This is a genomic window from Rothia sp. HMSC069C03, from assembly GCF_001811075.1.
Classification (GTDB): domain Bacteria; phylum Actinomycetota; class Actinomycetes; order Actinomycetales; family Micrococcaceae; genus Rothia; species Rothia mucilaginosa.
Genome location: NZ_KZ627121.1, coordinates 52,727 through 78,087, shown reverse-complemented (window position 1 = coordinate 78,087; position 25,361 = coordinate 52,727). Strand labels below are relative to the sequence as shown.

The 25,361-nt window shown below is 60.0% G+C and carries 20 protein-coding genes; 1 reads left to right on the top strand and 19 read right to left on the bottom strand.

Features of this window, described 5'->3' with window-relative positions:
• Positions 1–139: 139 nt before the first annotated feature.
• The 10 genes from recA to dapB form a co-directional block, all read right to left on the bottom strand.
• Positions 140–1,243, bottom strand: coding sequence for a recombinase RecA (recA, locus tag HMPREF2779_RS00670; RefSeq protein WP_070684911.1), 1,104 nt, complete (start codon positions 1,241–1,243; stop codon positions 140–142).
• 390 nt (positions 1,244–1,633) lie between these two features.
• Entirely contained in the window at positions 1,634–1,855 is a 222-nt protein-coding gene (locus HMPREF2779_RS00665) for a DUF3046 domain-containing protein (RefSeq protein ID WP_070684909.1), read from the bottom strand.
• A 167-nt stretch (positions 1,856–2,022) separates the two neighbouring features.
• Entirely contained in the window at positions 2,023–2,430 is a 408-nt protein-coding gene (locus HMPREF2779_RS00660; RefSeq protein WP_005507109.1) for a helix-turn-helix domain-containing protein, read from the bottom strand.
• A 284-nt stretch (positions 2,431–2,714) separates the two neighbouring features.
• Positions 2,715–3,305, bottom strand: a complete 591-nt coding sequence (locus tag HMPREF2779_RS00655) for a CinA family protein (RefSeq protein WP_105360569.1) — start codon at positions 3,303–3,305, stop codon at positions 2,715–2,717.
• A gap of 100 nt (positions 3,306–3,405) precedes the next feature.
• Entirely contained in the window at positions 3,406–4,053 is a 648-nt protein-coding gene (gene pgsA / locus HMPREF2779_RS00650; RefSeq protein ID WP_105360568.1) for a CDP-diacylglycerol--glycerol-3-phosphate 3-phosphatidyltransferase, read from the bottom strand.
• Positions 4,054–4,253: 200 nt separating this feature from the next.
• Positions 4,254–7,448 (bottom strand): FtsK/SpoIIIE family DNA translocase, encoded by a 3,195-nt coding sequence (locus tag HMPREF2779_RS00645; RefSeq protein ID WP_105360567.1) that lies wholly within the window; start codon positions 7,446–7,448, stop codon positions 4,254–4,256.
• Between the two features lie 245 nt (positions 7,449–7,693).
• Entirely contained in the window at positions 7,694–9,409 is a 1,716-nt protein-coding gene (locus HMPREF2779_RS00640; RefSeq protein ID WP_070633924.1) for a ribonuclease J, read from the bottom strand.
• A 392-nt stretch (positions 9,410–9,801) separates the two neighbouring features.
• Complete coding sequence (dapA, locus tag HMPREF2779_RS00635) at positions 9,802–10,737, bottom strand: 4-hydroxy-tetrahydrodipicolinate synthase (protein WP_070684900.1); 936 nt, start codon at positions 10,735–10,737, stop codon at positions 9,802–9,804.
• A 194-nt stretch (positions 10,738–10,931) separates the two neighbouring features.
• On the bottom strand, positions 10,932–11,600 hold the full coding sequence (locus HMPREF2779_RS00630) for a tetratricopeptide repeat protein (protein ID WP_070684898.1): 669 nt from the start codon (positions 11,598–11,600) through the stop codon (positions 10,932–10,934).
• A gap of 9 nt (positions 11,601–11,609) precedes the next feature.
• Positions 11,610–12,380: a 4-hydroxy-tetrahydrodipicolinate reductase gene (dapB, locus tag HMPREF2779_RS00625; RefSeq protein WP_105360566.1), complete on the bottom strand. Its 771-nt coding sequence runs from the start codon at positions 12,378–12,380 to the stop codon at positions 11,610–11,612.
• Between the two features lie 248 nt (positions 12,381–12,628).
• Between dapB and HMPREF2779_RS00620 the strand changes: the two genes are divergently transcribed.
• Entirely contained in the window at positions 12,629–14,575 is a 1,947-nt protein-coding gene (locus tag HMPREF2779_RS00620) for an acyltransferase family protein (RefSeq protein WP_105360565.1), read from the top strand.
• 210 nt (positions 14,576–14,785) lie between these two features.
• On the opposite strand, the gene HMPREF2779_RS00615 is transcribed toward HMPREF2779_RS00620, so the two are convergent.
• The 9 genes from HMPREF2779_RS00615 to HMPREF2779_RS00575 all read right to left on the bottom strand — a co-directional run bounded on the left by HMPREF2779_RS00615 (position 14,786) and on the right by HMPREF2779_RS00575 (position 25,330).
• Entirely contained in the window at positions 14,786–16,117 is a 1,332-nt protein-coding gene (locus tag HMPREF2779_RS00615) for a M16 family metallopeptidase (protein WP_105360564.1), read from the bottom strand.
• A gap of 22 nt (positions 16,118–16,139) precedes the next feature.
• The gene (locus HMPREF2779_RS00610) at positions 16,140–17,186 is read right to left on the bottom strand and encodes an acyltransferase family protein (RefSeq protein ID WP_158676567.1); all 1,047 of its coding nucleotides are present in this window, start codon (positions 17,184–17,186) and stop codon (positions 16,140–16,142) included.
• Positions 17,187–17,332: 146 nt separating this feature from the next.
• On the bottom strand, positions 17,333–19,552 hold the full coding sequence (locus HMPREF2779_RS00605) for a polyribonucleotide nucleotidyltransferase (protein WP_105360562.1): 2,220 nt from the start codon (positions 19,550–19,552) through the stop codon (positions 17,333–17,335).
• A 390-nt stretch (positions 19,553–19,942) separates the two neighbouring features.
• Positions 19,943–20,212 (bottom strand): 30S ribosomal protein S15, encoded by a 270-nt coding sequence (gene rpsO / locus HMPREF2779_RS00600; RefSeq protein WP_005507098.1) that lies wholly within the window; start codon positions 20,210–20,212, stop codon positions 19,943–19,945.
• Positions 20,213–20,481: 269 nt separating this feature from the next.
• Positions 20,482–21,888, bottom strand: a complete 1,407-nt coding sequence (locus HMPREF2779_RS00595; RefSeq protein ID WP_105360561.1) for an amino acid permease — start codon at positions 21,886–21,888, stop codon at positions 20,482–20,484.
• A 252-nt stretch (positions 21,889–22,140) separates the two neighbouring features.
• Positions 22,141–22,479, bottom strand: coding sequence for a hypothetical protein (locus HMPREF2779_RS00590; protein WP_049328014.1), 339 nt, complete (start codon positions 22,477–22,479; stop codon positions 22,141–22,143).
• A gap of 247 nt (positions 22,480–22,726) precedes the next feature.
• The gene (gene mtnN / locus HMPREF2779_RS00585) at positions 22,727–23,620 is read right to left on the bottom strand and encodes a 5'-methylthioadenosine/S-adenosylhomocysteine nucleosidase (RefSeq protein WP_105360560.1); all 894 of its coding nucleotides are present in this window, start codon (positions 23,618–23,620) and stop codon (positions 22,727–22,729) included.
• Entirely contained in the window at positions 23,620–24,078 is a 459-nt protein-coding gene (locus tag HMPREF2779_RS00580; RefSeq protein WP_105360559.1) for an S-ribosylhomocysteine lyase, read from the bottom strand. The genes mtnN and HMPREF2779_RS00580 overlap by 1 nt, the downstream gene beginning before the upstream one ends.
• A gap of 235 nt (positions 24,079–24,313) precedes the next feature.
• Entirely contained in the window at positions 24,314–25,330 is a 1,017-nt protein-coding gene (locus tag HMPREF2779_RS00575; protein ID WP_105360558.1) for a bifunctional riboflavin kinase/FAD synthetase, read from the bottom strand.
• Positions 25,331–25,361: the final 31 nt, after the last annotated feature.

Sequence of the window (25,361 nt, the reverse complement as noted above, 5' to 3'; positions counted from 1 at the left end):
TTGTCTCCGCACCCCCGATACTCCCCTTAATGCGCGCCCGTTAACGGGCTCCCGTTAACGACAGATTGCCGTGCACCGTGCGGAATGCACAGCACACGGCAATCAGTCGTGGCGTTAGCAAGAAGCTACACGGGCCGGTTTAGAACTCCTCAGCCAGCTCGTCCAGCGGGTCGTTACCCTCGGACTCAGCAGTTGCCTGCTCGTCAGCTTCTTCCTCAATAATGCCCAGCTTCACCAGAACCTTGTACTGCAGTTCCTCGGTGAGCTCGGGGTTGTCCTTGAGCAGCTTACGAACGTTCTCGCGGCCCTGGCCCAGCTGCTCACCATCGTAGGTGAACCATGCGCCGGACTTCTTAACGATGTCGTTCTCCACCGCCAGGTCCAGGATGCCGCCCTCAACGGAGATGCCCTCACCGTAGAGGATGTCGAACTCAGCCTGCTTGAAGGGCGGAGCCATCTTGTTCTTCACGATCTTGGCGCGGGTGCGGTTACCGATCGGGTTAGCGCCGTCCTTGAGGGTCTCAATGCGGCGGATGTCGATACGGACCGAAGCATAGAACTTCAGCGCCTTACCACCGGTGGTGGTTTCGGGAGAGCCGAAGAAGACACCAATCTTCTCACGCAGCTGGTTGATGAAAATTGCGGTGGTGCCGGTTGCGGAGAGGCGGCCGGTAATCTTACGCAGCGCCTGGCTCATGAGGCGAGCCTGCAGACCCACGTGGGAGTCACCCATGTCGCCTTCAATTTCGGCGCGGGGTACCAGCGCGGCGACGGAGTCGACGACCACGATATCAACGGCGCCGGAACCAACCAGCATGTCCATGATTTCCAGCGCCTGCTCACCGGTGTCGGGCTGAGAGACCAGCAGCTGGTCAATGTCCACGCCCAGCTTAGCCGCGTAAATCGGGTCCAGCGCATGCTCGGCGTCGATGAACGCTGCCACGCCGCCTGCCTTCTGAACGTTCGCTACAGCGTGCAGCGCAACGGTGGTCTTACCGGAGGACTCGGGACCGTAAATCTCGATGACGCGGCCGCGGGGCAGACCGCCAATACCCAGAGCGGCATCCAGGGCGATAGCGCCGGTGGAGATAACCTCGGTCTTGGTGATTTCCTTATCGCCCAGGCGCATGACTGCACCCTTGCCGTAGTTCTTGTCGATCTGTGCCATCACGGCTTCAAGTGCCTTGGCGCGACCCTCTTCGGGAACGCGAGCTACGCTCTGAGACTTGGTGTTCTTAGCCACGGTAGTACCTCGTTCTTTGTGTTGTCAGTGGTTGACGGGAGTAATGTTTCTTCGGAATCGGTGGGACTCGTAATCGAGACCTTGAAGGTTTTGGCCTACCGGTTCCTTCTGAGACTACTCTAGGGTCACAGCCTGACAGGATAAGGCCATTTTTTAAAATCTGTGGAAAACTTTGAAGATTTTTCCAAAAAATTCCTGATGTGGAAAAGTCTAGCACGAGTCGAACAAAATTACGACCCAGTTTCGAATAAATCGGATAGGGTTTCGGCATATATTTTCGAAAAACCCCGGATTATCGGCTAATTATTCGAAAATACCTCCCGCGCAGGCGCTAGCACTCGAACAAACGGCAGGCCCCGCCCCTACTCGAGAAAGCGCCAGACTCACCGACTAGTGCAACGGCTCTTTATCGGGACCCAGGCGGCGCTCCTGCGGAATCTCCTGCTCCTCACAGATTGCAAGCCACACATCCTTCGGGTTAACGCCCTGGTCCAGCGCCTCCGCAGCGGTCACATGGCCCAACGAGCCCAGCACCAAATCACGCGCCAGCACCGGCGCATACCCGGCACCGAACTCATACTCCATGCACGCCCAAAATTCGCTCAGCTTCACAAGCACTCCTCCATTTCGCCGCTAGTTCGCTTCATAATTCGTCACATCGCCCGCATCTCGCCCGAGAATAAACCCAGAACAAACCCGAGAATAAGCGATGCCGCACACCCACCTTACGGGGATGCACGGCATCGCTTCACGTTTAGTGCGGCATGTGCCGCCTCGCGTTACTTCGAGAGAATGTAGTAATCGCTCTTGTACTGCTCAGACATCTCAGCCGGAACAGTATCCGGAATCTGAACGCCCTCGAGAACCGCCATACGGTCGGCAACCTCACGCAGCATCTGGGACATCGGGATGTCCAGAGCCTGGCAAATCCACGCCAGCAGTTCGGAGGAAGCTTCCTTCTGACCGCGCTCAACTTCGCTCAGGTAACCGAGGGAAACACGGGCACGCTGGGAAACCTCGCGCAGGGTGCGACCCTGACGCTGGCGAACATCGCGAAGAACCTCACCGATTGCCTGTCGCAGGGGAACAACCTTAGCTTCCTCAACGACCGGGGCGACCTGTCGGGGGGTCTCCTCGATTTCCTTCCACTTAGTAATGCCATTAATCGATACGCGTTGCTTAGCCATGAGCTTCTATATCACTTTCTTGAGTAGGTATTCCCGACCTGCGGGACTGTACAGAGTTAAGCCTAACTGATTTTTGGAGCGTGAGCTAGGAGCCCCGCCATTTTCGTCCTCTTCTTATGGCTTGTATCTATTCAAACAGGCGAACCTATGCCTTTATTCCTGCGGAGCTGAAAGAACCCTGTGAATATATTTGAACCGTAAATTTTTTTAGGTAGGCGCCGCACAGACGACTACACAGCCGTTCCAGGCACCGCACAGCCCAGCCCACTCCAGCCCTTAGCACGCTACGCCAGCTCGTCCTTCAGAACCCCACCGGCGCCGCCGCGCACCGCACGCGCCAGCAGGGCAATCGCATCCGCGCTCGCCGCCGCACGAATCTGCGCGCGGTCCCCCGAATAGTGGCGTTCAAACACTTCAGAACCACCCGGGGAACACACACCGATATAGACCGTACCCACCGGCTGGCCATCCGCAGGATCAGGACCGGCAACACCCGTGGTCGACACCGCATAATCGGCACCGCACACACGCGCCGCACCGACCGCCATCTGCACCGCCACCGCAGGATGCACCGCGCCCTCACGCGCCAGCAGCTGAGCGTCCACGCCCAGCACCTGAGACTTCACCTCGTAGGCGTACGAAATCACGCCGCCGCGGTAATACGCGGATGCGCCCGGCACCGTACAAATCGCGCCACCCACATCCCCGCCGGTCAGCGACTCAGCCGTCGCCACCTGCACCGGCCCCTCCTGGGCGGCGCGCAATTGCACCGCATCACGTAGCAACAGCGCCGCCGCCTCCGGGGTACCGGAGAAAACCTCAGCGGAGGAAAGCTCAAGGGCCAGAGCATCTTCAAGTACGAGGGGAACCATCATTCTCTCCTTTCAGCGGCGAACCGCCGCACAAAACCTCACGCGGCACACAACGCGCCGCAGGTACAGCGAAGGGGAGCAGCACACGCCACTCCCCTCGCCTCTAATGACCGCCGCCCTGGGAGGCCTGAGCCTGCAACCAGTTACGACGCAAAATATACGCATCACGCACATACATCAGGCCGGTCCACACGGTAATCGCGGTGACCGCGCCCATCAAAACCCAACCAGGAATCAGCCAGCCAAGACCCAGCTGGCCCAGCGGCAGAAGCATCAGCACCAGCGCCACCGTCTGCAGCACGGTCTTAATCTTGCCGCCCTTACTAGCGGCCATCACACCGTACTTAATGACGAACAGGCGCATGATCGTAATGCCCCACTCGCGCAGCAGAATCACAATCGTGACCCACCACCACAGCTCACCCAGCGCCGACAGCACAATGAACGCCGCGCCAGTGAGGAACTTATCGGCAATCGGGTCAGCAATCTTACCAAAGCTCGTAATCAAGTTACGCGAGCGCGCCAGGTAGCCATCCGCCCAGTCCGTGAGCATGGCAAGAATAAAAATAATCCACGCCAGCCAGCGGTGCGTCGGATCAGCGGCACCAAAAGTACCGCCCGCAACCAGGGCAACAATGAAGAAAGGAACCGCAATAATACGCAGAACCGTCAACACATTCGGCACATTCCAGTTCGAAGGCTTCGCTGTGCTGACCGCACCGGCGGATGCGGAATTGCGAGCTTCACTCATAACGGCTCCTTACGGGTAGATGGCTTTCGACGGTGAGAGACCGCGTACGCACCGACACCTAAACGTATCGGGGATACGCAAACACCCCGTACCGTCCATTATACGTGTGCCGTAGCAGACATCACAGGGGCTATACGGGGTGCATGTCGCGAGTTCACTCAGCTGAGTGGACTCAGCCGAAGGGATAGGGCGCTGAAGGACTAGCGGCCGGTCAGTTGCCAGGCGTCCTCCGAGCCCTCATCATCGGGCTCATCGAAATAGTCGGTGACCGCCTCGCCCTGGTCCACCGCATTCGCGTACGGGTCGGCGGCCGGAGGCTCCTCACCGCGAATACGCGCCAGGGTCGCCTGCAGGTCATCCGGGCGGATGAGCACCTCACGTGCCTTCGAGCCCTCCGAGGGGCCCACCACGCCTTGTGACTCCAGTAGGTCCATGATGCGGCCAGCCTTCGCGAAGCCCATGCGCAGCTTACGCTGCAGCATCGAGGTCGAACCGAACTGGGTCGTAATCACAATCTCCGCCGCCTGCAGCAGATCATCGAGGTCATCGCCGATTTCCTCATCAATCTGCTTCTTCGCGGCAGAGATCATCACGTCCTCACGGTAGATGGTCGGCGCCTGCTTCTTCACGTGCTCAACCACGGCGTGAATCTCAGACTCAGACACCCACGCGCCCTGAACACGCATCGGCTTCGAAGCACCCATCGGCAGGAAGAGCGCATCACCCTGACCGATCAGCTTCTCCGCGCCGGGCTGATCCAGCACCACGCGAGAGTCAGTGACCGAGGAGGTCGCAAACGCCATACGTGACGGAACGTTCGCCTTAATCAGACCGGTCACCACATCCACCGACGGACGCTGGGTCGCCAGCACCAGGTGAATACCCGCAGCACGCGCCAGCTGGGTAATACGAACAATCGCTTCTTCCACGTCACGCGGAGCGACCATCATCAGGTCGGCGAGCTCGTCAACAATCACCAGCAGGTACGGGTACTCGTGCACCGTGCGCTTACTACCGGGATCGGGCTGAACCTTACACTCACGCACCGCCTTGTTGAAGTCGTCCACGTGCTTGTAGCCGTAGTGGGCGAGGTCGTCATAGCGGGCGTCCATCTCACGAACCACCCACTGCAGGGCCTCGGCGGCCTTCTTCGGGTTCGTAATGATGGGCGTAATCAGGTGCGGAATACCCTCATAGGCGGTCAGCTCCACACGCTTCGGGTCAACCATTACCAGGCGCACCTGGTCCGGGGTTGCACGCATCAGAATCGAGGTAATCATCGAGTTCACGAACGAAGACTTACCGGCACCGGTCGCACCAGCGACCAGCATATGCGGCATCTTCGCAAGGTTCGCCAGCACGAAGCCGCCCTCAACGTCCTTGCCCACACCCATGACCATCGGGTGCTGGTTCGCGTGAGCCTGCGGGGAACGCAGCACATCACCCAGGGCAACGGTCTCACGGTCCGTATTCGGAATCTCAATACCAATCGCGGACTTACCCGGAATCGGGGACAGAATACGAACATCCGGGCTCGCCACAGCGTACGCAATGTTCTTGCTCAGCGCCGTCACACGCTCCACCTTCGTGGCGGGACCCAGCTCAATCTCATAACGGGTCACGGTCGGGCCGCGCGAGAAGCCGGTGACCTGCGCATCCACCTTGAACTGCTCCAGCACATTCGTCAGAGCCTCAACCATGTGCTGGTTCACCTCGGAAGACTCCTTGGCGGGAGGACCAGCAACCAGCATCTCCTCCGAGGGCAGCACATAGGTACCGCGGGACGACTGAACAACCTGCTCGCCGCGCGCCCGCTCGGTGGTTGCCACCTGAGTATTGTTCTGCAGCGGGCGGGATGCGCCAGCCTCGGGCGCTCGCGAAGCCGCGGGAGCCGCGTTCTTCGGGTGCGCACCCGGCGAGTGCATGCGGGTCGGAATCGGAGGCTGAGCCGCGGGTGCGGCAGGAGCCTGGGATGCAGAAGCCGAGGTAGCAGACTGCGCAGGGTTCACCACCTGGTGCGGCTTGGTCTGCGGTGCAGCTTCCTCAGAAGCGCCGAAGCCGTCGTATGCCTCAACGTCAAAGAGAGGCTCCTCGCCAGGAATACGGTTCACACGGCCGTTCGCCACGGCGGCGCGCTGCACCTGATCCAGGCGGGCTGCGGGCGCATCCGATGCCTCAACGTCGAAGAGGTCAGGGCTGCTCGAATAAGCGCTGTTCTGCGCAGAAGTTCCCTGGGCGGACGTACCCTGTGCGGCCGGTGCCTGGTTGAGGCGACCGGGCAGACGGGACAGGCGGTTCGGCTTAGCCGCCGGGCGCTTCTGCTGAGCGGATCCCTGCGCAGAATCCTGTGCAGAGTCCTCCGGCTGTACCGGCATCTGCGTGGTCTCCGGGTGGGTCTCATCCACCACGGCGCTCACGAATGCTTCATCACCGGCGTACTCGTCCAGCGAAGAATCGGTCGACGCAGCGGGAGCAATGCCCAACCAGCCGCGCAGACGAGCGAACAGACCACCAGACTTCTGAGTCGTACGTGCCGGCTTCTCATCCTCGTACAGGTAGCTGCGGTCGTGCTCCTCAGCGTTCAGGTCCACGGTCTGAGTCGCATCCGAAAGGCTGTCCTTCGCGGAGGTTCGAGTCGTGCCGTTCGGCTTCTCGCCCAACGCCAGACCGACCAGGTGCAAAGTACGCGGCACCACCTGACGAATCGGAGTGTTCGTCAGAACCATCAGACCGGCAATACCCAGCAGCAGGTGAATCAGAATCTCAACGAACGCAATACCGCCGCTCACACGCACAATGGGAGTGCCCAGCAGCACGCCAGCCACACCACCACCAGCCCAGACGGCGTCAAAACCATCCGCGAAGGTCGGGTGACCCGCATGGCGAGCAAAGAACAGGGAGGTCGCCACCAGGATGATGAAGGATCCCAATGCCACGCGGTTATTACGTTTAATCAGGTCGGGCCCACGGAAAACACACCACGCCATAATGAGGCAGAACACCGGAATCAGCAGGGCGCCCTGACCGAAAATACCGCCCAGCATGGTGTGCCAGGCGTCCAGGGGCGCTCGCAACAAACCGAGGGAGGTGTGAGCACGCCAGTTGTACCACTCCACTCCGGCGCTAATCAGGCCGAACAGCAGGATGGTGAGCGCGCCGCCGTCACGACGGTCTTCAGGCGCAAGGTCGGGGCGCACCGCGCCAATGGAGCGGAATAGCCCACCGATAGCGTGAGCGATGCTCAGCCAAACGGAGGAGATAGCGCCCGCTACAGGGTTCGCCGCGTTGGCACCGCGCTGGGCACCGCCTCGGGAGGTGGTGCGCTTGCGGGTGGTCTTCTTAGTGTTTGCTTTAGTAGAGGTCGTGTTACGACCCTTCGTGGTCCGTGGAGCCATACCTTTTAGGGTATCAACCTTCCCGTTAATGTACCGATTCTTTCGTTATCAGTGAGCTAAAAAGTGTGCCCCGCCCGGTGCCTACGCGGGCATTGATAGGGCACTGATGAGGTGCTTCTCCCCCATTGCGTTCGCTTTCGCGCAGCTTTCGCGCATACGTTCTGCAGATACACAGCAGGCGGGGCCGACACAACGTATCGACCCCGCCTTTTCGCTATGAGAAGCATCTAGCCTCGAGCAGAGTGTTAGTTCTTCGCAGCCTTCGAGGTGTTCTCAACAACCACGGGAACAATCATGGGCTTGCGGCGCAGACGGCGAGAAATCCAGGCACCGATGGTGCGGCGCACAATCTGCTGCAGCTGCTGCACGGTGTGTACCTTCTCGGGTGCGCGGTGCAGAGCATCCTCCAGAGCGGCGGTAATCTTCGGAACAATCTCGTCAAAGACCGAGTCGTCCTCAGCGATACCGCGAGCGTGAATATCCGGGCCGGTCACCACGCGCTTAGTTGCGCGGTCAATGACGGTCACGATGGACACGAAGCCCTCTTCACCCAGGATGCGGCGGTCCTTCAGGTCGCTCTCGGTGACCTCACCGACGGATCGGCCGTCAACGTACAGGTACTCGCAGGGAACCTCGCCCACCACGGACGCCACACCATCGCGCAGATCCACAACGGTGCCGGACTCGCAGAGCAGCACGTTCTTCTTCGGAACGCCGGTCTCCATCGCCAGGTCACCGCTAGCAATCAGGTGGCGAACCTCGCCGTGAACCGGCATAACGTTCTTCGGCTTGAGAATGTTGTAGCAGTACAGCAGCTCGCCCGCGGCAGCGTGACCGGAAACGTGAACCTTCGCGTTGCCCTTGTGCACCACGTTAGCGCCCAGCTTCATGAGGGCGTTAATGATGCGGAAGACGCTGGTCTCGTTACCGGGAATCAGCGAGGAGGCGAGCACCACGGTGTCGCCGGGCTCAATCTGAATCTTGTGGTCACCGTTCGCCATGCGCGACAGTGCCGCCATCGGCTCGCCCTGCGAACCGGTGCACATCATCACAATCTGGTCGGGGCGGTAGTCGTCAACCTTCTTCAGGTCCACCAGCACGTTGGCGGGGACCTTCAGGTAGCCCAGCTTCTCGGCAATGGTCATGTTACGCACCATGGAGCGGCCCACGAGCACTACCTTGCGGCCACGCTCAGCGGCTGCGTCCAGCACCTGCTGCACACGGTGAACGTGCGAGGAGAAGGACGCCACAATGATGCGGCCGCTTGCGTCACGGAAAACGTTCGACAGCACCGGACCGATGTGCTTCTCGGTCGGGGTGAAGCCGGGAACCTCAGCGTTGGTGGAGTCCGGCAGGAACAGGTCCACGCCCTCCTCGCCCAGGCGAGCGAAGTGGCGCAGGTCGGTGATACGGCCATCCAGCGGCAGCTGATCCATCTTGAAGTCACCGGTGTGCAGAACCTTGCCTGCCTTGGTGCGGATGTAGACAGCCAGCGCATCCGGAATCGAGTGGTTCACAGCAACGAACTCACACTCGAACGGACCGAAACGCTCCACCTGGTGCTCCTTCACCGCGAGGGTGTAGGGCTTGATGCGGTGCTCGGCGAGCTTCGCCTCGACCAGTGCCAGGGTCAGTTCGGAACCGACCAGGGGGATGTCGGGACGGCGGCGCAGCAGGTAGGGAACCGCGCCGATGTGGTCTTCATGACCGTGGGTCAGCACCATGGCAACCACGTCGTCCAGACGGTCGACAATGTAGCTGAAGTCGGGCAGGATCAGGTCCACGCCGGGCTGGGACTCTTCGGGGAAGAGCACGCCGCAGTCAACAATCAGCAGCTTGCCGTTGATTTCGTACACGGTCATGTTACGACCGACTTCGCCCAGGCCGCCCAGGGGCACCACGCGCAGGGTGTCCTTCTTCAGGCGGGGAGGGAGGGGAAGATTCGCTTCAAAGACGCTCATCGTGTGTCTCCTCTTTCTTCTATGTTTTCTTGTGATGTCTGTGATTCGTAGGCGACGCTTCGTACCGCAAGCGCTCCCGCCGGTTCGGCTCTCACGTGCCGAGGCTGCGGAGGTGCTACCGGTGCGTCCAAATCACCGAAAGTATTCAAAAGTATTGGGGGCGTATTGCTCGGATGCCTCTACCTAAGCTGGGTCCCTGTCTGAGTGGGTGGGCCGAATCATCGACGGTAAACCGCGGCAATACGCCAGAGCGGACCCCTCACCTAGTGTTAGGTGTGGAGTCCGCGTCCGTTGGCTACATCATGTGCCCCGAAGTCGGGGTGTGACGGTAGCCGAAATCCTCTATATATACGCTCCCTGCACTATTGCGTGCGTCGGGTAGGCGTCAAAGTTTAGGAGTTCTTCAGGGTGTGAGCGATGCTCGAGGAGAGCAGGTCAGCTCGCATAGCCTGGGCAACCTCCGGTTCGGAGAGTACGTGCGGCAGGCGGACGACGGGCTCATCCAGCACACCCTGCCAGGAAAGAATTTCCTTGGCAGCAACGCAACCTGGGGCGCGACCCATAGTTGCTCGGACAATCGGAGTCAGTTCCAGGTGAAGACGCTGCGCCTCCACCAAATCCTGTGCGACGACAGCATCAATCAGGGCACGGAAGAGTGCAGGTGCCACGTGTGCGGTCACCGAAACGAGGCCGACAGCGCCCATTGCCATCCAGGGAAGGGTCAGTCCGTCGTCACCGCTGTAGTAGTGCAGGTCGGTGGTTGTCATGACTTCGGTTGCGGCACCGAAGTCTGCCTTGGCGTCTTTCACCGCTACAATACTATCAATTTCTGCAAGGCGACGGTAGGTTTCGGGTGCGATGGGGATGCCCGCACGACCCGGAATATCGTAAAGCATGACGGGGGTCTCAGTTGCTTGAGCAACGGTCGCAAAATGGGCGTAGACACCCGGCTGAGTCGGCTTGTTGTAGTACGGGGTCACAACCAGCAGGCCGTCCACACCAATCTTTTCGGCACGGTGCGCCAGCTCAATAGTATGCGCCGTATCGTTTGAACCAACACCGGCAATAATCTTCGCGCGAGAGCCAACGGTGTCCTTCACAATCTGGAAGACGCGCTCGTTCTCGTCATCGGTCATGGTGGAGTATTCGCCGGTGGTACCGCAGACCACCAGGCCGTCGTGGCCGTTCTCCACAAGGTAGTTCGCCAGGTCTGCAACCTGCTTTTCATCGACGGAGCCGTCCTTCGCGAAGGGGGTCACCATTGCGGTCAGGAGGCGACCGAAGACAGGCTCAACAAAAGTACCGGGGTTCGAAAGGTTCTCAGACATATGTCCAGAGTACGCCCGAAATGCAGATTTTTGCTACAGGACGCATAAGTTTTCATACGTGTTCTACTATTCGGACTCTTTCAAACCCGCGGTACTTCCGCGAGAGCCTATGAAACCGGGCACACAGCCTCGGCGTTATCAACCTCATGCCGAAAATACATGCGGCATCGACCATACGTAATCGGGGCTACCGCCTAACGCATACCCTTGGCCTGACCGCCCGAACGCAACGCCCACGCGTTACGCATCGCCGCACGGGCACGCTTGCGTTCACCACCGGCATCGTACATACACGCCAGGTTGAACCATGCCTTCCAGTTATTCGGCTCCTGCTCCACCGCCGCAGCAAAGCTCTCAAACTCCACCGCCGCAGCCTCACGGTCTACACGACCGGAGGGGGTGCGCGGCAGGGTATCTTCCGCCAGCTCACCCGAAGCAGCCAGCTCCTGAGCCATACGCTGAATACGAGCACCGAAAAGCACCTCACGCACCAGCGCCCACGCACCCAGAATCGGCAGCAAAATCATACCCGCGCCAAGAACAATGCCAGCCACCGAACCGGAGGTGAGCATCACGAACCCCTGCTGGGCAATATGCACCAGGTATAGGGTCAGCAGCGCGCAAGTCAGCGCCGCGAAGGTCTTACCCCAACCGCCGGCATCCACCGCTACGAAGACGGCGCTAAAAATCAGCACGCCCATAATAGAGGCACGCACCGTCAGCGGCAGCGGCAGAATCAGCACGGTCAGCACCATCAGCACGCAGGCACAGATGCTCCACAGGCGTAGCGAAGTCCACCAGGGACCGCGGGCTTGTGCCTCCGACGGGCTCGATGAAACCTCACGCGAAGTCTGTTCAGACAATACTCTCTCCTAGGACAAATCCATGTAGGCGTCCAAGCCCACGCTCAAACCGGGATGCGCCGCCACCTCACGCACACCCAACAGCACGCCAGGCATAAAGGAGGTACGGTCAAAAGAATCATGACGAATCACCAGCTGCTGACCGGGATCGCCCAGCAGAATCTCCTGATGCGCCACCATACCACGCAGACGTACCGCATGTACGTGAATATCGTCGACCACGGCACCGCGCGAACCCAAAGGATCGGAGGTGGTGGCGTCCGGGCTACCGCCCACGCCAGCCTCCGCGCGGGCGGTAGCCACCTTACGGGCGGTGTGCACAGCGGTACCGGAGGGAGCATCCACCTTATTCGGGTGGTGAATCTCAATAATCTCTACCGATTCGAAGTAGCGTGCCGCCTTCGCCGCGAACTCGGTGGCGAGGATCGAACCAATCGCGAAGTTCGGGGCGATGAGCACACCCACCTCGGTGTGCTCAGCCAGTAGCGCTCTCAGGGACTCCAGGCGTTCGGGGGTCCAACCGGTCGTACCAACCACAGCGTGCATACCATGCTCCACCGCGAAGCGCACATTTGCTTCGCTGGATTCAGGAACGGTCAGGTCAATAACAATCTCTGCGCCGGCATCGACCAGCTCCTGCAGGTCGTCGCCGCGGCCCAGCGCCGCCACCAGGTCCATGTCTGCGGAGGTGTTGACGGTACGCACCGCCTCGGAACCCATGCGGCCCGCAGCACCGAGTACCGCTACCTTCCAGATTTTTTCATCAGCCTCGTGGGTCATGATTCTCTCCTCCGTAACTTGTTGGCGCCCCGACGATGGGGGTTGTGACGTACAGCCTCTATTATCCCCTCTGTGGGCACGGTGCACGCCATCGCACACACAGGGTGAGATACCCTGCGGAACCTCAGCAGTATAAAAACGAAGTATTATGTGCGTCATATACGGGTATTTATATGTCATCTAAAGGGAACAAACATATAATTAGCAAGTATTTCTATAATTTCCGTCCTACGGAGTACACAAACAGTATGAAGTCCCTCTTTACCTCCTCCGTGCGTCCAGATGAGGCTAACCGGCGTTATATTCTGCCGGGTTTGGACGGCCTGCGAGCAATCGCTGTGCTCCTCGTGATGGTGTACCACTTCTGGCCCACCGTACTACCCGGCGGCATGATCGGCGTAGATATTTTCTTCGTCATCTCCGGTTTCCTGATTACTTCCCTGCTTCTACGTGAAGGTACACTCACCGGCAAAATTGCCCTGGGTAGCTTCTGGATTCGCCGTGCCCGCCGACTGCTTCCCGCCATTGCCCTGCTGATTCTGGTCATGGGACCGGTCAGCCTGCTCGTTGGCGGCGATATTCAGGTGAACCTGGGTCGACAACTTGCCGGTGCGGCGACCTTCTCGTCCAACTGGATTTCCATTTTTTCCGGTAACGACTACTTCGCGCAGACTTCCCCGGAGCTTTTCACGAACTTCTGGTCCCTGGCAGTGGAAGAACAGTTCTACGTGGTCTGGCCCCTGCTGATTGTTAGCGCTGGCATACTGTTGCGCCGTTCATGGCGTCGTTTCAGCGTGGTCATGGTGCTTGGTATTATTGCGTCGCTGAGCACTGCCACCGCACTGCTGATGTCCGGCTCCCCCATTAGCCGCATCTACTACGGCACTGACACTCACCTCTACGGTCTGCTACTCGGCGCCCTGCTGGCGTTCGCTCGTCCCTGGTCCCTGTATCCCCCGCTACAGCAGTCCGTACTGTACCGCGTAGCTCAGCCCTTCGGTCTGGTCGCTTTCGCCCGCGTCATGATTAGCTGGTTATCCCTATTCGCGCTGATTCCCTACGCAATTCTGGTTCCTGAGTCTGCACCCGGAGCGATTCCCTCGGGTCTGTTCGGTGCCTCCCTGTTGGCGCTGGGCGTAATTCAGGGTATGTTACCCGATATGCTTGCTGGCGCCTCCGAAATGTTGCGCCGCCTACTGAACTTCGCTCCCCTACGCTGGGTGGGCGAGCGCTCCTACGGCCTGTATCTGTGGCATTGGCCGCTTGCTGTAGTGATGCATTATGTGCTGGGCGCGGATCGCTCCCCGCTGGTGAACGCGGGCGTTTTTGTTGCGACCTTCGTTATTGCAGAGATGTCGTACCGCTGGGTTGAGACCCCGATTCGCCGCTACGGTTTCCGAGGTAGTGCTAACCGTGTGGTGGCGGCCTTCCAGTCCTCGCGCACTAAGTTCCTGCCGGTTTCGGTCGCCCTTGCGGCTGTCGTGGCGGCTGCTTCAACCGGTCTGGCGGTATACACCGCTCCGGCAATGACTACCGCCCAGCAGTCCGTTGAGGATGGCAAGCGTGCCGCCGTTGAGCGTCTGAAGGCACGTCAGGAGGCGCAGGCTGCGAGCGCATCAGCAAGCGCAAGCGCTGCGGGTAAGGATACAAAGGCTTCCGCAAGCCCCTCAGCTTCGAAGGATGCGACCGGTTCCGTGAACTCTTCACAGGTGACTATTGTGGGTGACTCCATTGTGGTGGCAGTATCCCCCGAGCTGTACGACAAGATGCCCGAAGCATCCATCGATGCGGCGGAGGGACGCACCATCGCCAAGGCTCTGCCGATTATTAAGTCCATGGGAGCCAGCGGCCAAATCCGTAAGACCTTCGTGCTGTCGGTGACCGCGAACTCGACCATTCTGGACGGTCAGCTCGACGAGGTTCTGGCGGCTATGCCCGCCGATTCTAAACTGGTGCTGGTCACCGGTTACGGCCCGCGCAACCTAACCTGGATTGACTACTCGAACGGTAAGATTCACGAGTTTGCGGCTCAGCATTCTAATCGTGTGATTATTGCGGATTGGAACTCTGCGATTCGCCAGGCTCTGCAAACTCAGAATGGTCTTCTCACCTCCGATGGTGTTCATCCGGAGGCAGCCGGCCAGGAACTCTACGCTCAAGTGCTGATGGAGGCTATCGCCAAGGCACAGAAGTAGCGTGCAGAAGTAGCCCTCAGAGGTAGTGTTCTGGGGTAGCTTTTCGATTCTGCCGCTCATGCTGAGCGTCAAGAGCATGGACGGCAGAGTGCCCCGGAAGCACTTCTCGGAAACGCCTCTGCAATAGGACCGATACAAACCAAATGCCCGTTCCCTCCCCCGCTTTAGTGGGGTGTGGGAACGGGCATTCTATGCCGTAAGCATTGAGCGTTAGCGCACGATGGTGGTAATCATCTGCTGCTGCCCCAGGTACGCTGCCAGGTCGCGCACCTCCTCCAGAGAGACCGCGCGGATCTTCTCCAGCAGTTCATCGGTGCTGGTGAACAGACCCGAGTCCAGCTCGGCGCGGCCCAGGCGGGACATGCGCGAACCCGAATCCTCGCTACCGAGCACGGTGGAACCAGCCAGCTGGCCGCGGACCTTCGTCAGCTCCTCTTCGGTAATACCGGCGGTGGCGAGCTTATCGAACTCGTAGCCCATGACCTCGCGCACCTGCTCGGTCTTAGCGGGTAGGCAGCCTGCGTACATGCCGAAGTAGCCGGCGTCCGAGTACGCACCGGAGAACGCAAACGTGCTGTATGCCAGACCGCGCTTCTCACGAATCTCCTGGAACAGACGCGAGGACATACCCGCACCGAACGCGCTGGTCAGTACGCTCATCGCGTAGCGGCGGTCATCCCCGGCAATAATGCTCGGGCAGCCCATCACAATGTTGGTCTGTTCGAAGCCTTTCTCCACCTCACGCAGTTCGCTCAGCGGAACAATGCCGCTGTCGGTACGTACGCGACGCGGTGCCGGTGCCACACCCTCCTGTAGGTTCCAGCCGTAGCGGGTCAGTGCCTCCAGCACGAGGCGGACCATAGTGCTGTGTTCCAGCGAACCGGCGGCAGAAATAACCAGGCGGTCCGGGGTGTAGTAGCGCTTGTAGTGCTCCCACACGGCGTCACGCGGCACCTCGGTAATCTCCAGCGGGGTACCGCCAATGGGTCGGCCCAGCGGGTTCTCACCCATGAGCTGCTCCACAAAGTTTTCGAAAGCAACGTCGGTCGGGTCGTCCTGGTCCATGGCGATCTCTTCGAGGATCACACCGCGTTCCTGCTCAAGGTGAGCCGGATCCAGCAGGGCGTTGGTGACCATATCGGTGATGACGTCCACCGCCATGGGCGCGTCATCGTCGAGCACACGCGCGTAGTAGCAGGTGTGTTCCTTAGCGGTCAGCGCATTGGATTCACCGCCTACCGCATCGAAGGATGATGCGATGTCCAGGGCGGTGCGGGTGCCGGTGCCTTTGAACAGCAGGTGCTCCAGGAAGTGGGTGGAACCAAGCATGCCGGGGGCTTCGTCTCGGGAGCCGACTCCGACCCAGAATCCGATAGATACGCCGCGGGTACCGGGCATTTTTTCGGTAATCACGCGTACGCCACCGGGCAGGATGGAGCGGCGCACCTCGTTACCGCCTACACCCTCGTAGATGAGGCGGCCATGCTCGTAGTTGAGCTCTTCGGCAATGGCCTCAAGCTCGACGGGCAGGGAAATAGACATTCAGCGTCCTTCGATATTTCGATTAGCTAATTTTTTGTTCAAGAGGGCGAGGCAACGCAAACAGCGGAACCCGCAGCTTCTGAGCGCAGTACCCCATCAGGAGCGAGGCGAGGATTGCGAAGATCGTTCCTCCCACCAGGAACAGGGGTACCGAGAAGAAACCAGACTTCGTCAGCACGAAACGGAAAGCTGCACCGCACACAATATGCGCGATGAAGATTTCCAGGGAGTGACGGCCCAGGTAGGCGAGCCAGCCGCTCCACGAAACCCTTGCCAGCAGGTAGGAGAGCGAGAGCACCGCCAGCGAGGACAGCAATGAAGCGACAATACCCATGACGATTGCCGCTGGGTTATTCGCAAAGTAGGGCACCACAGTCGGCGGAGCGGCCTGTACATTCACCAAAATTACGGCGTACACGGCAAGACCGATTACCACAATGGCGGCGTGTACCGCCAGCGGTACGGACTCCATAATAGCTTGGAATCTCTCATGGCCAAGAGCCACGCCAAGCATGAAGAAGACCGCAAGAGAGATACCGCCGGTACCTACATAATCGCCACTATAGCCCCAGAAAACGATGGCAAGAACCGCGCACACCGTCATAACTGCATAGGCTTTGACATCCTTCTGCCAGACGCGGCCCAGCACAGCAATAATGGTTACAATTATGAGCCAGGGGAAGAACCAGAGCTGGCCCTCGGGCTTCCACAATTCAAGCAGGCTCATAACAGTCGTCTTATCGGAAGAATTAGACGGAAGTACAAGTTTCATGCCCACCTGCAAAACCTGCCAAACAACATACAGGTATCCGAAGAGAACCAGACGCTTCGTCAGATAGGAGGAGGCAGTAGTCTTCGTTGCTCCTCGGGTCACAAAAAGACCGCTCAGGAAAGCAAAAACTACCAGGTGCCAGAAATAAACCCCATAATCCAGCATAAACTTGTAGGGACGCAGAGCCTCGGTGCCCAACCCTGATGCCCACATTCCTCGTTGAATATGCCCAAAAACAATCGCGATAATCGCGATGCCCTTGGCAATATCAATCGTCGTATCTCGTCGAGTCGACAATTCTGATATTCCTTTCATAGTGAGAACAGCAGTCTGCATTCCGCTGTTCTCTTTCCTCATGAGATGAGGGGCGCCCGGTACATCCGGTGGGGAATGAACCGCACCGGGTGCGCCGAACGCCCCTCATCACTTAGCGGGGGTTACGACTACTCGTCGTCGCCACCCTCAACGACCGGTGCCAGCGAGAGCTTGCCGCGGTCATCAATCTTGGTGATCTCCACCTGGACCTTCTGGCCCACGGAGACAACGTCCTCAGCGTCAACAACGCGCTTGCCGCCGTTGAGCTTACGCATCTCGGAGATGTGCAGCAGGCCGTCCTTACCGGGGGTCAGGGAGATGAACGCGCCGAAGTCGGTCACCTTCACCACGGTACCCAGGTAGCGTTCGCCCACCTCGGGAACCTGCGGGTTAGCGATAGCGTTCACCGCCGCACGGGCAGCCTCGGCGGAGGGGCCGTCAGCTGCACCGATGTACACGGTGCCGTCGTCCTCAATGGAGATGTCTGCGCCGGTGTCTTCCTGGATCTGGTTGATCATCTTACCCTTGGGGCCGATGACCTCACCGATCTTGGCAACCGGGATCTTCACGGAAATAATGCGCGGTGCGAACTCGCTCATCTCATCCGGTGCGTCAATCGCGCTGACGAGCACCTCGAGGATGTGCAGGCGAGCCTCACGTGCCTGAGTCAGTGCGCCAGCGAGCACGGATGCGGGGATACCATCGAGCTTGGTGTCCAGCTGGATAGCGGTCACGAACTCGGAGGTACCTGCAACCTTGAAGTCCATATCGCCCAGTGCGTCTTCCGCACCGAGGATGTCGGTCAGGGCTGCGTAGCGGGTCTCGCCGTCAACCTCGTCAGAGACCAGACCCATTGCAATACCTGCAACGGGTGCGCGCAGCGGCACACCGGCGTTCAGCAGGGACAGGGTCGATGCGCAAACCGAGCCCATGGAGGTCGAGCCGTTGGAGCCCAGAGCCTCAGAGACCTGACGGATTGCGTAGGGGAACTCTTCTCGGGAGGGCAGCACCGGGGTGATTGCGCGCTCTGCGAGTGCACCGTGGCCGATTTCGCGGCGCTTGGGCGAACCCACGCGGCCGGTCTCACCGGTGGAGTACGGCGGGAAGTTGTAATGGTGGATGTAGCGCTTGGACTTGACCGGGTGCAGGGAGTCCAGCTGCTGCTCCATCTTGAGCATGTTCAGGGTGGTGATACCCATGATCTGGGTTTCGCCGCGCTCGAAGAGAGCGGAACCGTGAACGCGGGGCAGGATTTCAACCTCAGCGGTGAGCTGGCGGATGTCGGTCAGGCCGCGGCCGTCGATACGGACCTGCTCGGTGAGGATGCGCTGGCGAACCACGTGCTTGGTCAGGGCAGCGAATGCTACGGAAACCTCGTTGGAGCGCTCTTCGAATTCCTTACCTTCGCCGGTGAGAGCTTCCATGAGCTCTTCCTGCAACTCAGCTGCTGCTGCTTCGCGTTCCTGCTTGCCAGCGATGGAGTATACCTCTGCCAGGCGGTCTGCTGCGAATGCTTCAACTGCTGCGTCGATGTCTTCGCCGTGGCCGCCGAAGAAGGGCAGTTCCAGGGCGGGCTTGCCTGCGCGAGCCACCAGGTCAGCCTGTGCCTTGCACAGTGCTGCGATGAAGGGCTTAGCTGCTTCCAGGCCCTCCGCGACGATCTCTTCGGTGGGGGCGGTCTGGCCGTCCTCCTTGATGAGCTTCCAGGAGTTGTCGGTTGCTTCTGCCTCAACCATCATGATGGCGACGTCTTCGGTACCGTCAGCCTTGGTGACGATACGACCTGCAACAGCCATGTCGAACACAGCATTTTCCAGCTGGGAGTACTTGGGGAAGCAGACCCACTGGCCGTCAATCAGTGCCATGCGCACGCCACCGATGGGGCCGTTGAACGGCGCACCGGACAGGGAGGTCGATGCGGATGCAGCGTTGATTGCGAAGGTGTTGTAGATTTCGTCCGGCTCGTAGGTCAGAACGGTAACAACGACCTGCACCTCGTTGCGGATACCCTTGGTGAAGGCGGGGCGCAGCGGGCGGTCAATCAGGCGTGCAGCCAGGATTGCTTCGGTGCTGGGGCGGCCTTCGCGGCGGAAGTACGATGCGGGGATCTTGCCGCCTGCGTACATGCGCTCTTCCACGTCCACGGTCAGCGGGAAGAAGTCGAAGCCCTCACGGGGAGACTTGCCGATTGCGGTTGCGGAGAGCAGGGTGGTCTCGTCATCGATGGTGACGAGGACGGAGCCAGCAGCCTGCTTTGCGAGGCGGCCGGTTTCAAAGCGCACGTGGCGCTTACCGTGAATGCCGTTGTCGATTTCGACTTCAGCAAACTTGATTTCGGGACCTTCCACGGTTCCTTCTTTCTTCTTAGCAGGCCGTACGGCGCACGAGTCGGCCTTCGATAGGAAACCACGGCACCTCTCCCCCGCCTTTTCGTGTGCTCGACGCGTGTCGGCGCGGTTGTGGGGGTGGTGTTGTTCCGTAATTCGCTACCGAGGACCGCGGCGTGTGTGCCGGTACGGCCTTCTGTTCTTTCTTTCAGGTGGGGCGGCGTCTTCTACCGATTTCTCGCTGTGAATCTAGTGAAATCTATCGAGTGGAAGATGCGCCCCTCAACGCGGCAGTACGGACGCGCTGGCGCTACCCGCCTCCGTGTTGGAGGGTTGGTAGTGCTGACAGCACGTCCGCACACACCGCCTAAAGGCGATTAATCACCACAAAAGCGTCAAGACGCTCCTGTTTTATCGGCGCAGACCCAGGCGCTCGATCAGCGAACGGTAACGCTCGATGTCGACGCTCTTCAGGTAGCCGAGCATGTTGCGGCGACGACCAACGAGGATCATCAGGCCACGACGGGAGTGGTGATCGTGCTTGTGGAACTTCAGGTGCTCGGTCAGGTCGGCGATACGACGAGACAGAACTGCAATCTGAACCTCGGGCGAACCGGTGTCGCCCTCGTGAGTTGCGTATTCCTTGATGATTGCCTGCTTGACAGCGGGATCCAGTGCCACTTTTAACTCCTAGAGTTAGTACCGCATACGTCCCGTACGGACGGTTGCCGCCGGGTGGTGGGCTTACGCCCCTGTAATACACGTCGTCTACTGCGGACTGCAGACGCGTTCTTCCCATTCTACGCTACCGGGGCGCTTTCGTGGAAGGGTGAGCAGAAGCCCGGCAACAGGTAGCTCATCACACTACCGGTCGCCGGGCTTCACAGCCGGGCTCTCGCACCGGGTTCTCACGCCGAGTCCTCGCACCGGGCTCTACGTTTATTCGGTGTTTACGCTTCAGCGCGAGCGCGCACCACCACGAGGCGGTAGTAGCCCAGCAGGAACAGGCACCAGATTGCGCCCATCACCAGCGCCAGCTGGGTGTCCGCGAAGCAGCCGAAGAGCACCACGATAAAGATCATGAACGCCAACGCCAGATAGCTCAGCCACAGGGGCTGGCGTACCGGCTGCACCTCGGTATCGGCGCCGCTGCGCTTGAAGGCAATGTGCGCCAGCAGAATCATGACCCACACGAATACGGTCGCGAAGGTTGCCAGGGAGGCAACCACCTCGAACGCGTTCTCGAAGAGCACGTTCACGATCACGCCGACCGCCATGACCAGCACCATGATGAGGGTGGTCATCCAGGGCGCACCGTTCTTGGTAACCTTCGCAAAGGACGCGGGGGCGAGGTTCTGCTTCGCCAGGCCGTACATCATGCGGCCGGCACCGTACACGTCCGCGTTCAGCGCAGAGATGGCGGCGGTAATGATGACCACGTTCAGAATCGATGCGGCAGCCGGAATGCCCAGACCCTCAAAAATCTGCACGAACGGCGAGTTCGCCTTCGTCACCGAGTACCAGGGGTACAGGGACATGATGACCGACAGGGTCAGAATGTAGAAGATGAGGATGCGGAACGGCACCGTGCGAATCGCCTTGGGGATTGAGGTGCGCGGGTCCTTCGCTTCACCGGCGGCAATACCGATGTTCTCGATACCGCCGAAGGCAAACATCACCACGGTAAAGCAGGCGAGGAAGCCGGTAAAACCGTTCGCGAAGAAGCCACCTTCAAGAGCCCAGAGGTTCGTGACGGAGGGCGCCACGGAGTCGTGTGCCTGCACACCCACGAAGAGCAGAACCACGCCGCCAACGATCATGGCGATAATGGCGCTGACCTTTACGAGCGTGAACCAGAATTCGGTTTCGCCGAATGCCTTGACCTTCGCCAGGTTAATGGCGAGCAGAATCAGCAGAACCGAGACGATCCAAATCCAGGAGGGGCTGTTCGGGAACCAGAACTTCATGTACACGGCAAAGGCGGTGACGTCCGCGATGGCGACCAGCGCCATTTCCAGGGCGTAGGTCCAGCCGGTCACAAAACCCGCCCAGCGTCCGAGGTAGCGGGTCGCGTATTCGGAGAACGCTCCGGAGACCGGGTGCGCCAGGGCGAGTTCGCCCATTGCACGCATCACCATGAACACTGCCGCGCCGCCAATAACGTAGGCAAGTAGCACGGAGGGGCCCGCCAGCTGAATGGCGGATGCCGAGCCGTAGAACAGGCCGGTGCCGATGGCGGAGCCGAGGGCGATGAACATGATGTGACGCAGGGAGAGTCCACGCGCTAGCTGCGGGCTCTCGGAGGTAGCCTCAGCTACGCCCTGCTGTACCGGGGATGAGTCCGGAGTGGTATTCATCTTCTTCTTTTCCTTTACCTCGTGGGGTGTACCCGCCGGTGGCGGGGAAACTTATCGGGCGGTGCCGCAGCTTAGCAGGTGGCTGAGAGCGGTACCGGTTGATTCACTCCCCATCGAGTGATGGGGCGTTGCGCGGAAGGTGTTGCCTTCGCGCGTCGCCCCGTCGCATCCCCACTCAACCGGTACGGCGGGAGGGAACGCAAAAGACGGCGGGAAGGCAACGTTGCCTTTCCGCCGTCTTTTCGTCAAAGACTACTTCTGTCGCTTACGTCCAATGACGATAGAGCACAGAGCGGTTGCAGCAGTCACAGTGTAGACTGCAGGCCACGCGCCAAGCTTCTTGGCGAGCGGATGAGCGGCGCCGAACGCGCCGAGGTAGACAGCGGTGAGGAAGGTGGCACGGCCTGCGCCAGCCTTACGCTTCCAATTCTTGTAAGCCACGGCACCGCACAGTGCCAGGATAGCGCCACCGAGCGGGCGGATGCCGGTGCTAGATGCAACCTTGTAGCCACCGAGCAGACCGGTGACGGAGGCGAGAGTCGGGCAGAACTTCACGACGTACTCCTCTGTGAGATCGGACAGTTTCCACATTCATAGTACTCCACGACACACAGAATGTATATTCACCGCGGTTAATATTTCTGCGTTTCTTACGGACCGGGTACATCAAAGTGCCTAATCAGAAAAAGACTGGGGTACAAAAACCAGTACAAAAAGACCGGTATAAAAGGACCGGGGCGCAAAGAGCGGGGCGCAAACCCGTCAGGTTCACGCCCCGGCACATGCCGCATGCGAGCTCACATCGTGCCGCATGCTCTGGATCGTTAGTTCTAGAGCTTTAGAGAGCCAGGTCCAGCGCCTCCAGCTGTGCTTCGGTCCACAGCTCAGCAGCCAGCTGCAGAGCGTAACGAGCCGAACGAGGAGCCACCACGTCCACGGAGAGGTGGAAGTCCTGGTCAGCCTCCGGGCCGCACAGATCAGACACGCAACGCACTCCGATAAACGGAATCTCGTAGTTGTGGCAGACCTGAGCAATAGCGGTGGTCTCCATGTCGGTGCTGATGGCGCCCTCGAACGCCTCGCGGGTGTCCTTCACGTTGTGGGCGGTTACGAAGGAGTTACCCGCCAGCATCTGGCCGCGGCGCACCTCCCACGGGCTCTCAGCCTGCTCACGCACAGGCTCCAGTGCGGCGAGCGCATGCTCCAGAGCGTCCTGCCACTCATCCGCCTGACCGTCGTAGCTTTCGGGCATGCCCGGAACCTGGCCGCGCGCGTAACCGAACGCGGTCGCGTCGGCATCAGTGTAGGTGTAGTTCGCGCCAATCAGCACGTCGCCCACGTTAATGCCGCGAGCCAAACCGCCGGCGGTACCTGCGCTGATGACGCCCAGGCAGTTCGAGGAGTAGCTGATCGCCTCGGTGACGGCGCTCGCCGCGTTCACCAGACCGATCTTGGAGCGAACCAGCAGCAGCGGAACCTGGTCCTCACCCACCTGCAGGTAACGCGGGTGGAATACCGCCGCACCCTCGGTGAAGGAGGGCTGCAGCTCCTCGGTCACCTTCAGGAAGGGTGCAAGCTCCTCATCCATAGCCACCTGAATGATGATGGCGTTGGACATGCCGTCCATCAGCTCAAACATGCTGTTGAACGCCTCAGCCGGGTCGAAAGCGTTCGGGTCAAAGTCCACTGGGTTGAAGGCGGATGCGAAAGCGTCAGGAATCTGTGCGCTCATTACGCCATCACCTGCGCCCACTCATCGCGTGCCGCGAGGAACTCGCGAGCCGCAGCCTGCGCACCTTCGAGGGTGTGGTTGGCGCCCCAACCGCACTGCACCTCGTTCGCTGCCGGAACCTCGGTCGCGTTGAGGATATCGTTGAGGGTTGCTTCCAGGATAGGGAAGAAATCCTCGGGCTCCAGGGCCAGGGTCAGCGCGTAGAAACCGGTCTGGCAGCCCATCGGGGAGAAGTCAATCAGACGGTCGGTGTGGTTGCGCATGTGCTCGGCGCTCAGGTGCTCGATGGAGTGCACGGTCGGCATTTCCAGGTGCGCGGTGTTCGGCTGGGTGAATCGGATATCGTACTTGATGAGGGTGTCGCCACCGGGCAGGACCTTGCGGTCTGCGATACGCACGTAGGGTGCTGCTACGGCGCGGTGGTCGAGGTTGAAGGATTCGACGTTCAATTTTTCCATGACTCTATCTTCTCTTAAAAGCGGGGCGACTAAAACAGGGGCACCTCGCGGGCGACGCAGGATGTAAAGGCTGACAACGCAGGATGTTTCATGAGCGGCGCAGCAGGTCAGGCGCGAAGAAGGTGGCAGCTACGGCACATCCGGTCGGGTACGTAAAAGCCCCGGCTGCAGATCCGAAAATCTACCGCCCGGGCTACAAGCAGTTATCGTAGGGGCATGGCGCAGGACGTTGCTCTTAGAAGTGGGGATGCTTCACTTCCGCCTGCACCGGGCACTCCGGCGGGCAGTAGTTCTTCGCGTCCTCAGCCAGCACCTCGCGGGTCTGCACCACATCGTCGTTAATCTGCTCAATCAGCGCCTCAACACCGGTGTACGCCACCATGGGGCGCAGACGCTTCACGAACTCAATCAGCACACGCTGACCGTACAGGTTGAAATCCTCCACGCGCTCTTCCGGGCGGTCAATCACGTGCGCCTCAACCTGGCGGTGCTCAATACCGTCAAAGGTCGGGTTCGTACCCACCGAAATAGCGGAGGGGTGACGGTTACCGGACTCGTCCACGAGCCAGCCGGCGTACACACCGTCGGCGGGAATCAGGCCGCGCGCCTCAAGCTCAAGATTCGCGGTCGGGAAGCCCAACTCGCGGCCGCGCGCCAGACCGTGTACGACCTCACCAGCCATCATGTGGTGGCGGCCCAGCAGCTCGGTTGCGGCGGGCATATCGCCCTCCAGCAGCAGCTGGCGGATGCGGGTCGAGGAGCAACGGGTGTTCTCATCCACCATCAGATCCTCAACGACAACCACCTCAAAGCCGTACTTCTCCCCCAGCTCACGCATGGTGTTCAGGTCGCCGGAGTTGTTCTTACCAAAGCGCACGTCGTCACCGATGACCACGAAACGCGCATTCAGCGCATCCACAAAGGTGGACTTCACGAACTCCTCGGGGGTCTGCGCAGCGAACTCCAGGTTGTAGTTCAGCAGCAGGTAGTCGTTCAGACCCAGCAGGCACATGAAGTAGCGTCGCGAGCCCTGACCCATAATGTCGTGGTGGGCGACCTCGGGACGGTGCACCTGCATCGGGTGCGGGTCAAAAGAGACCGCGATAGAGCTCAAACCGTGCTCTTCAGCAAGGGAGACCACGCGCGAAATCACGCGGGCATGTCCACGGTGCACGCCGTCAAAATTGCCGATGGTCACGACCGAGGGGCCGTAGCCGGCGGGGACCTCGCTCAAAGCGGTGTAGAGGGTCACGGGCTCTCCTGAAAAAGATAAATGTACCTAA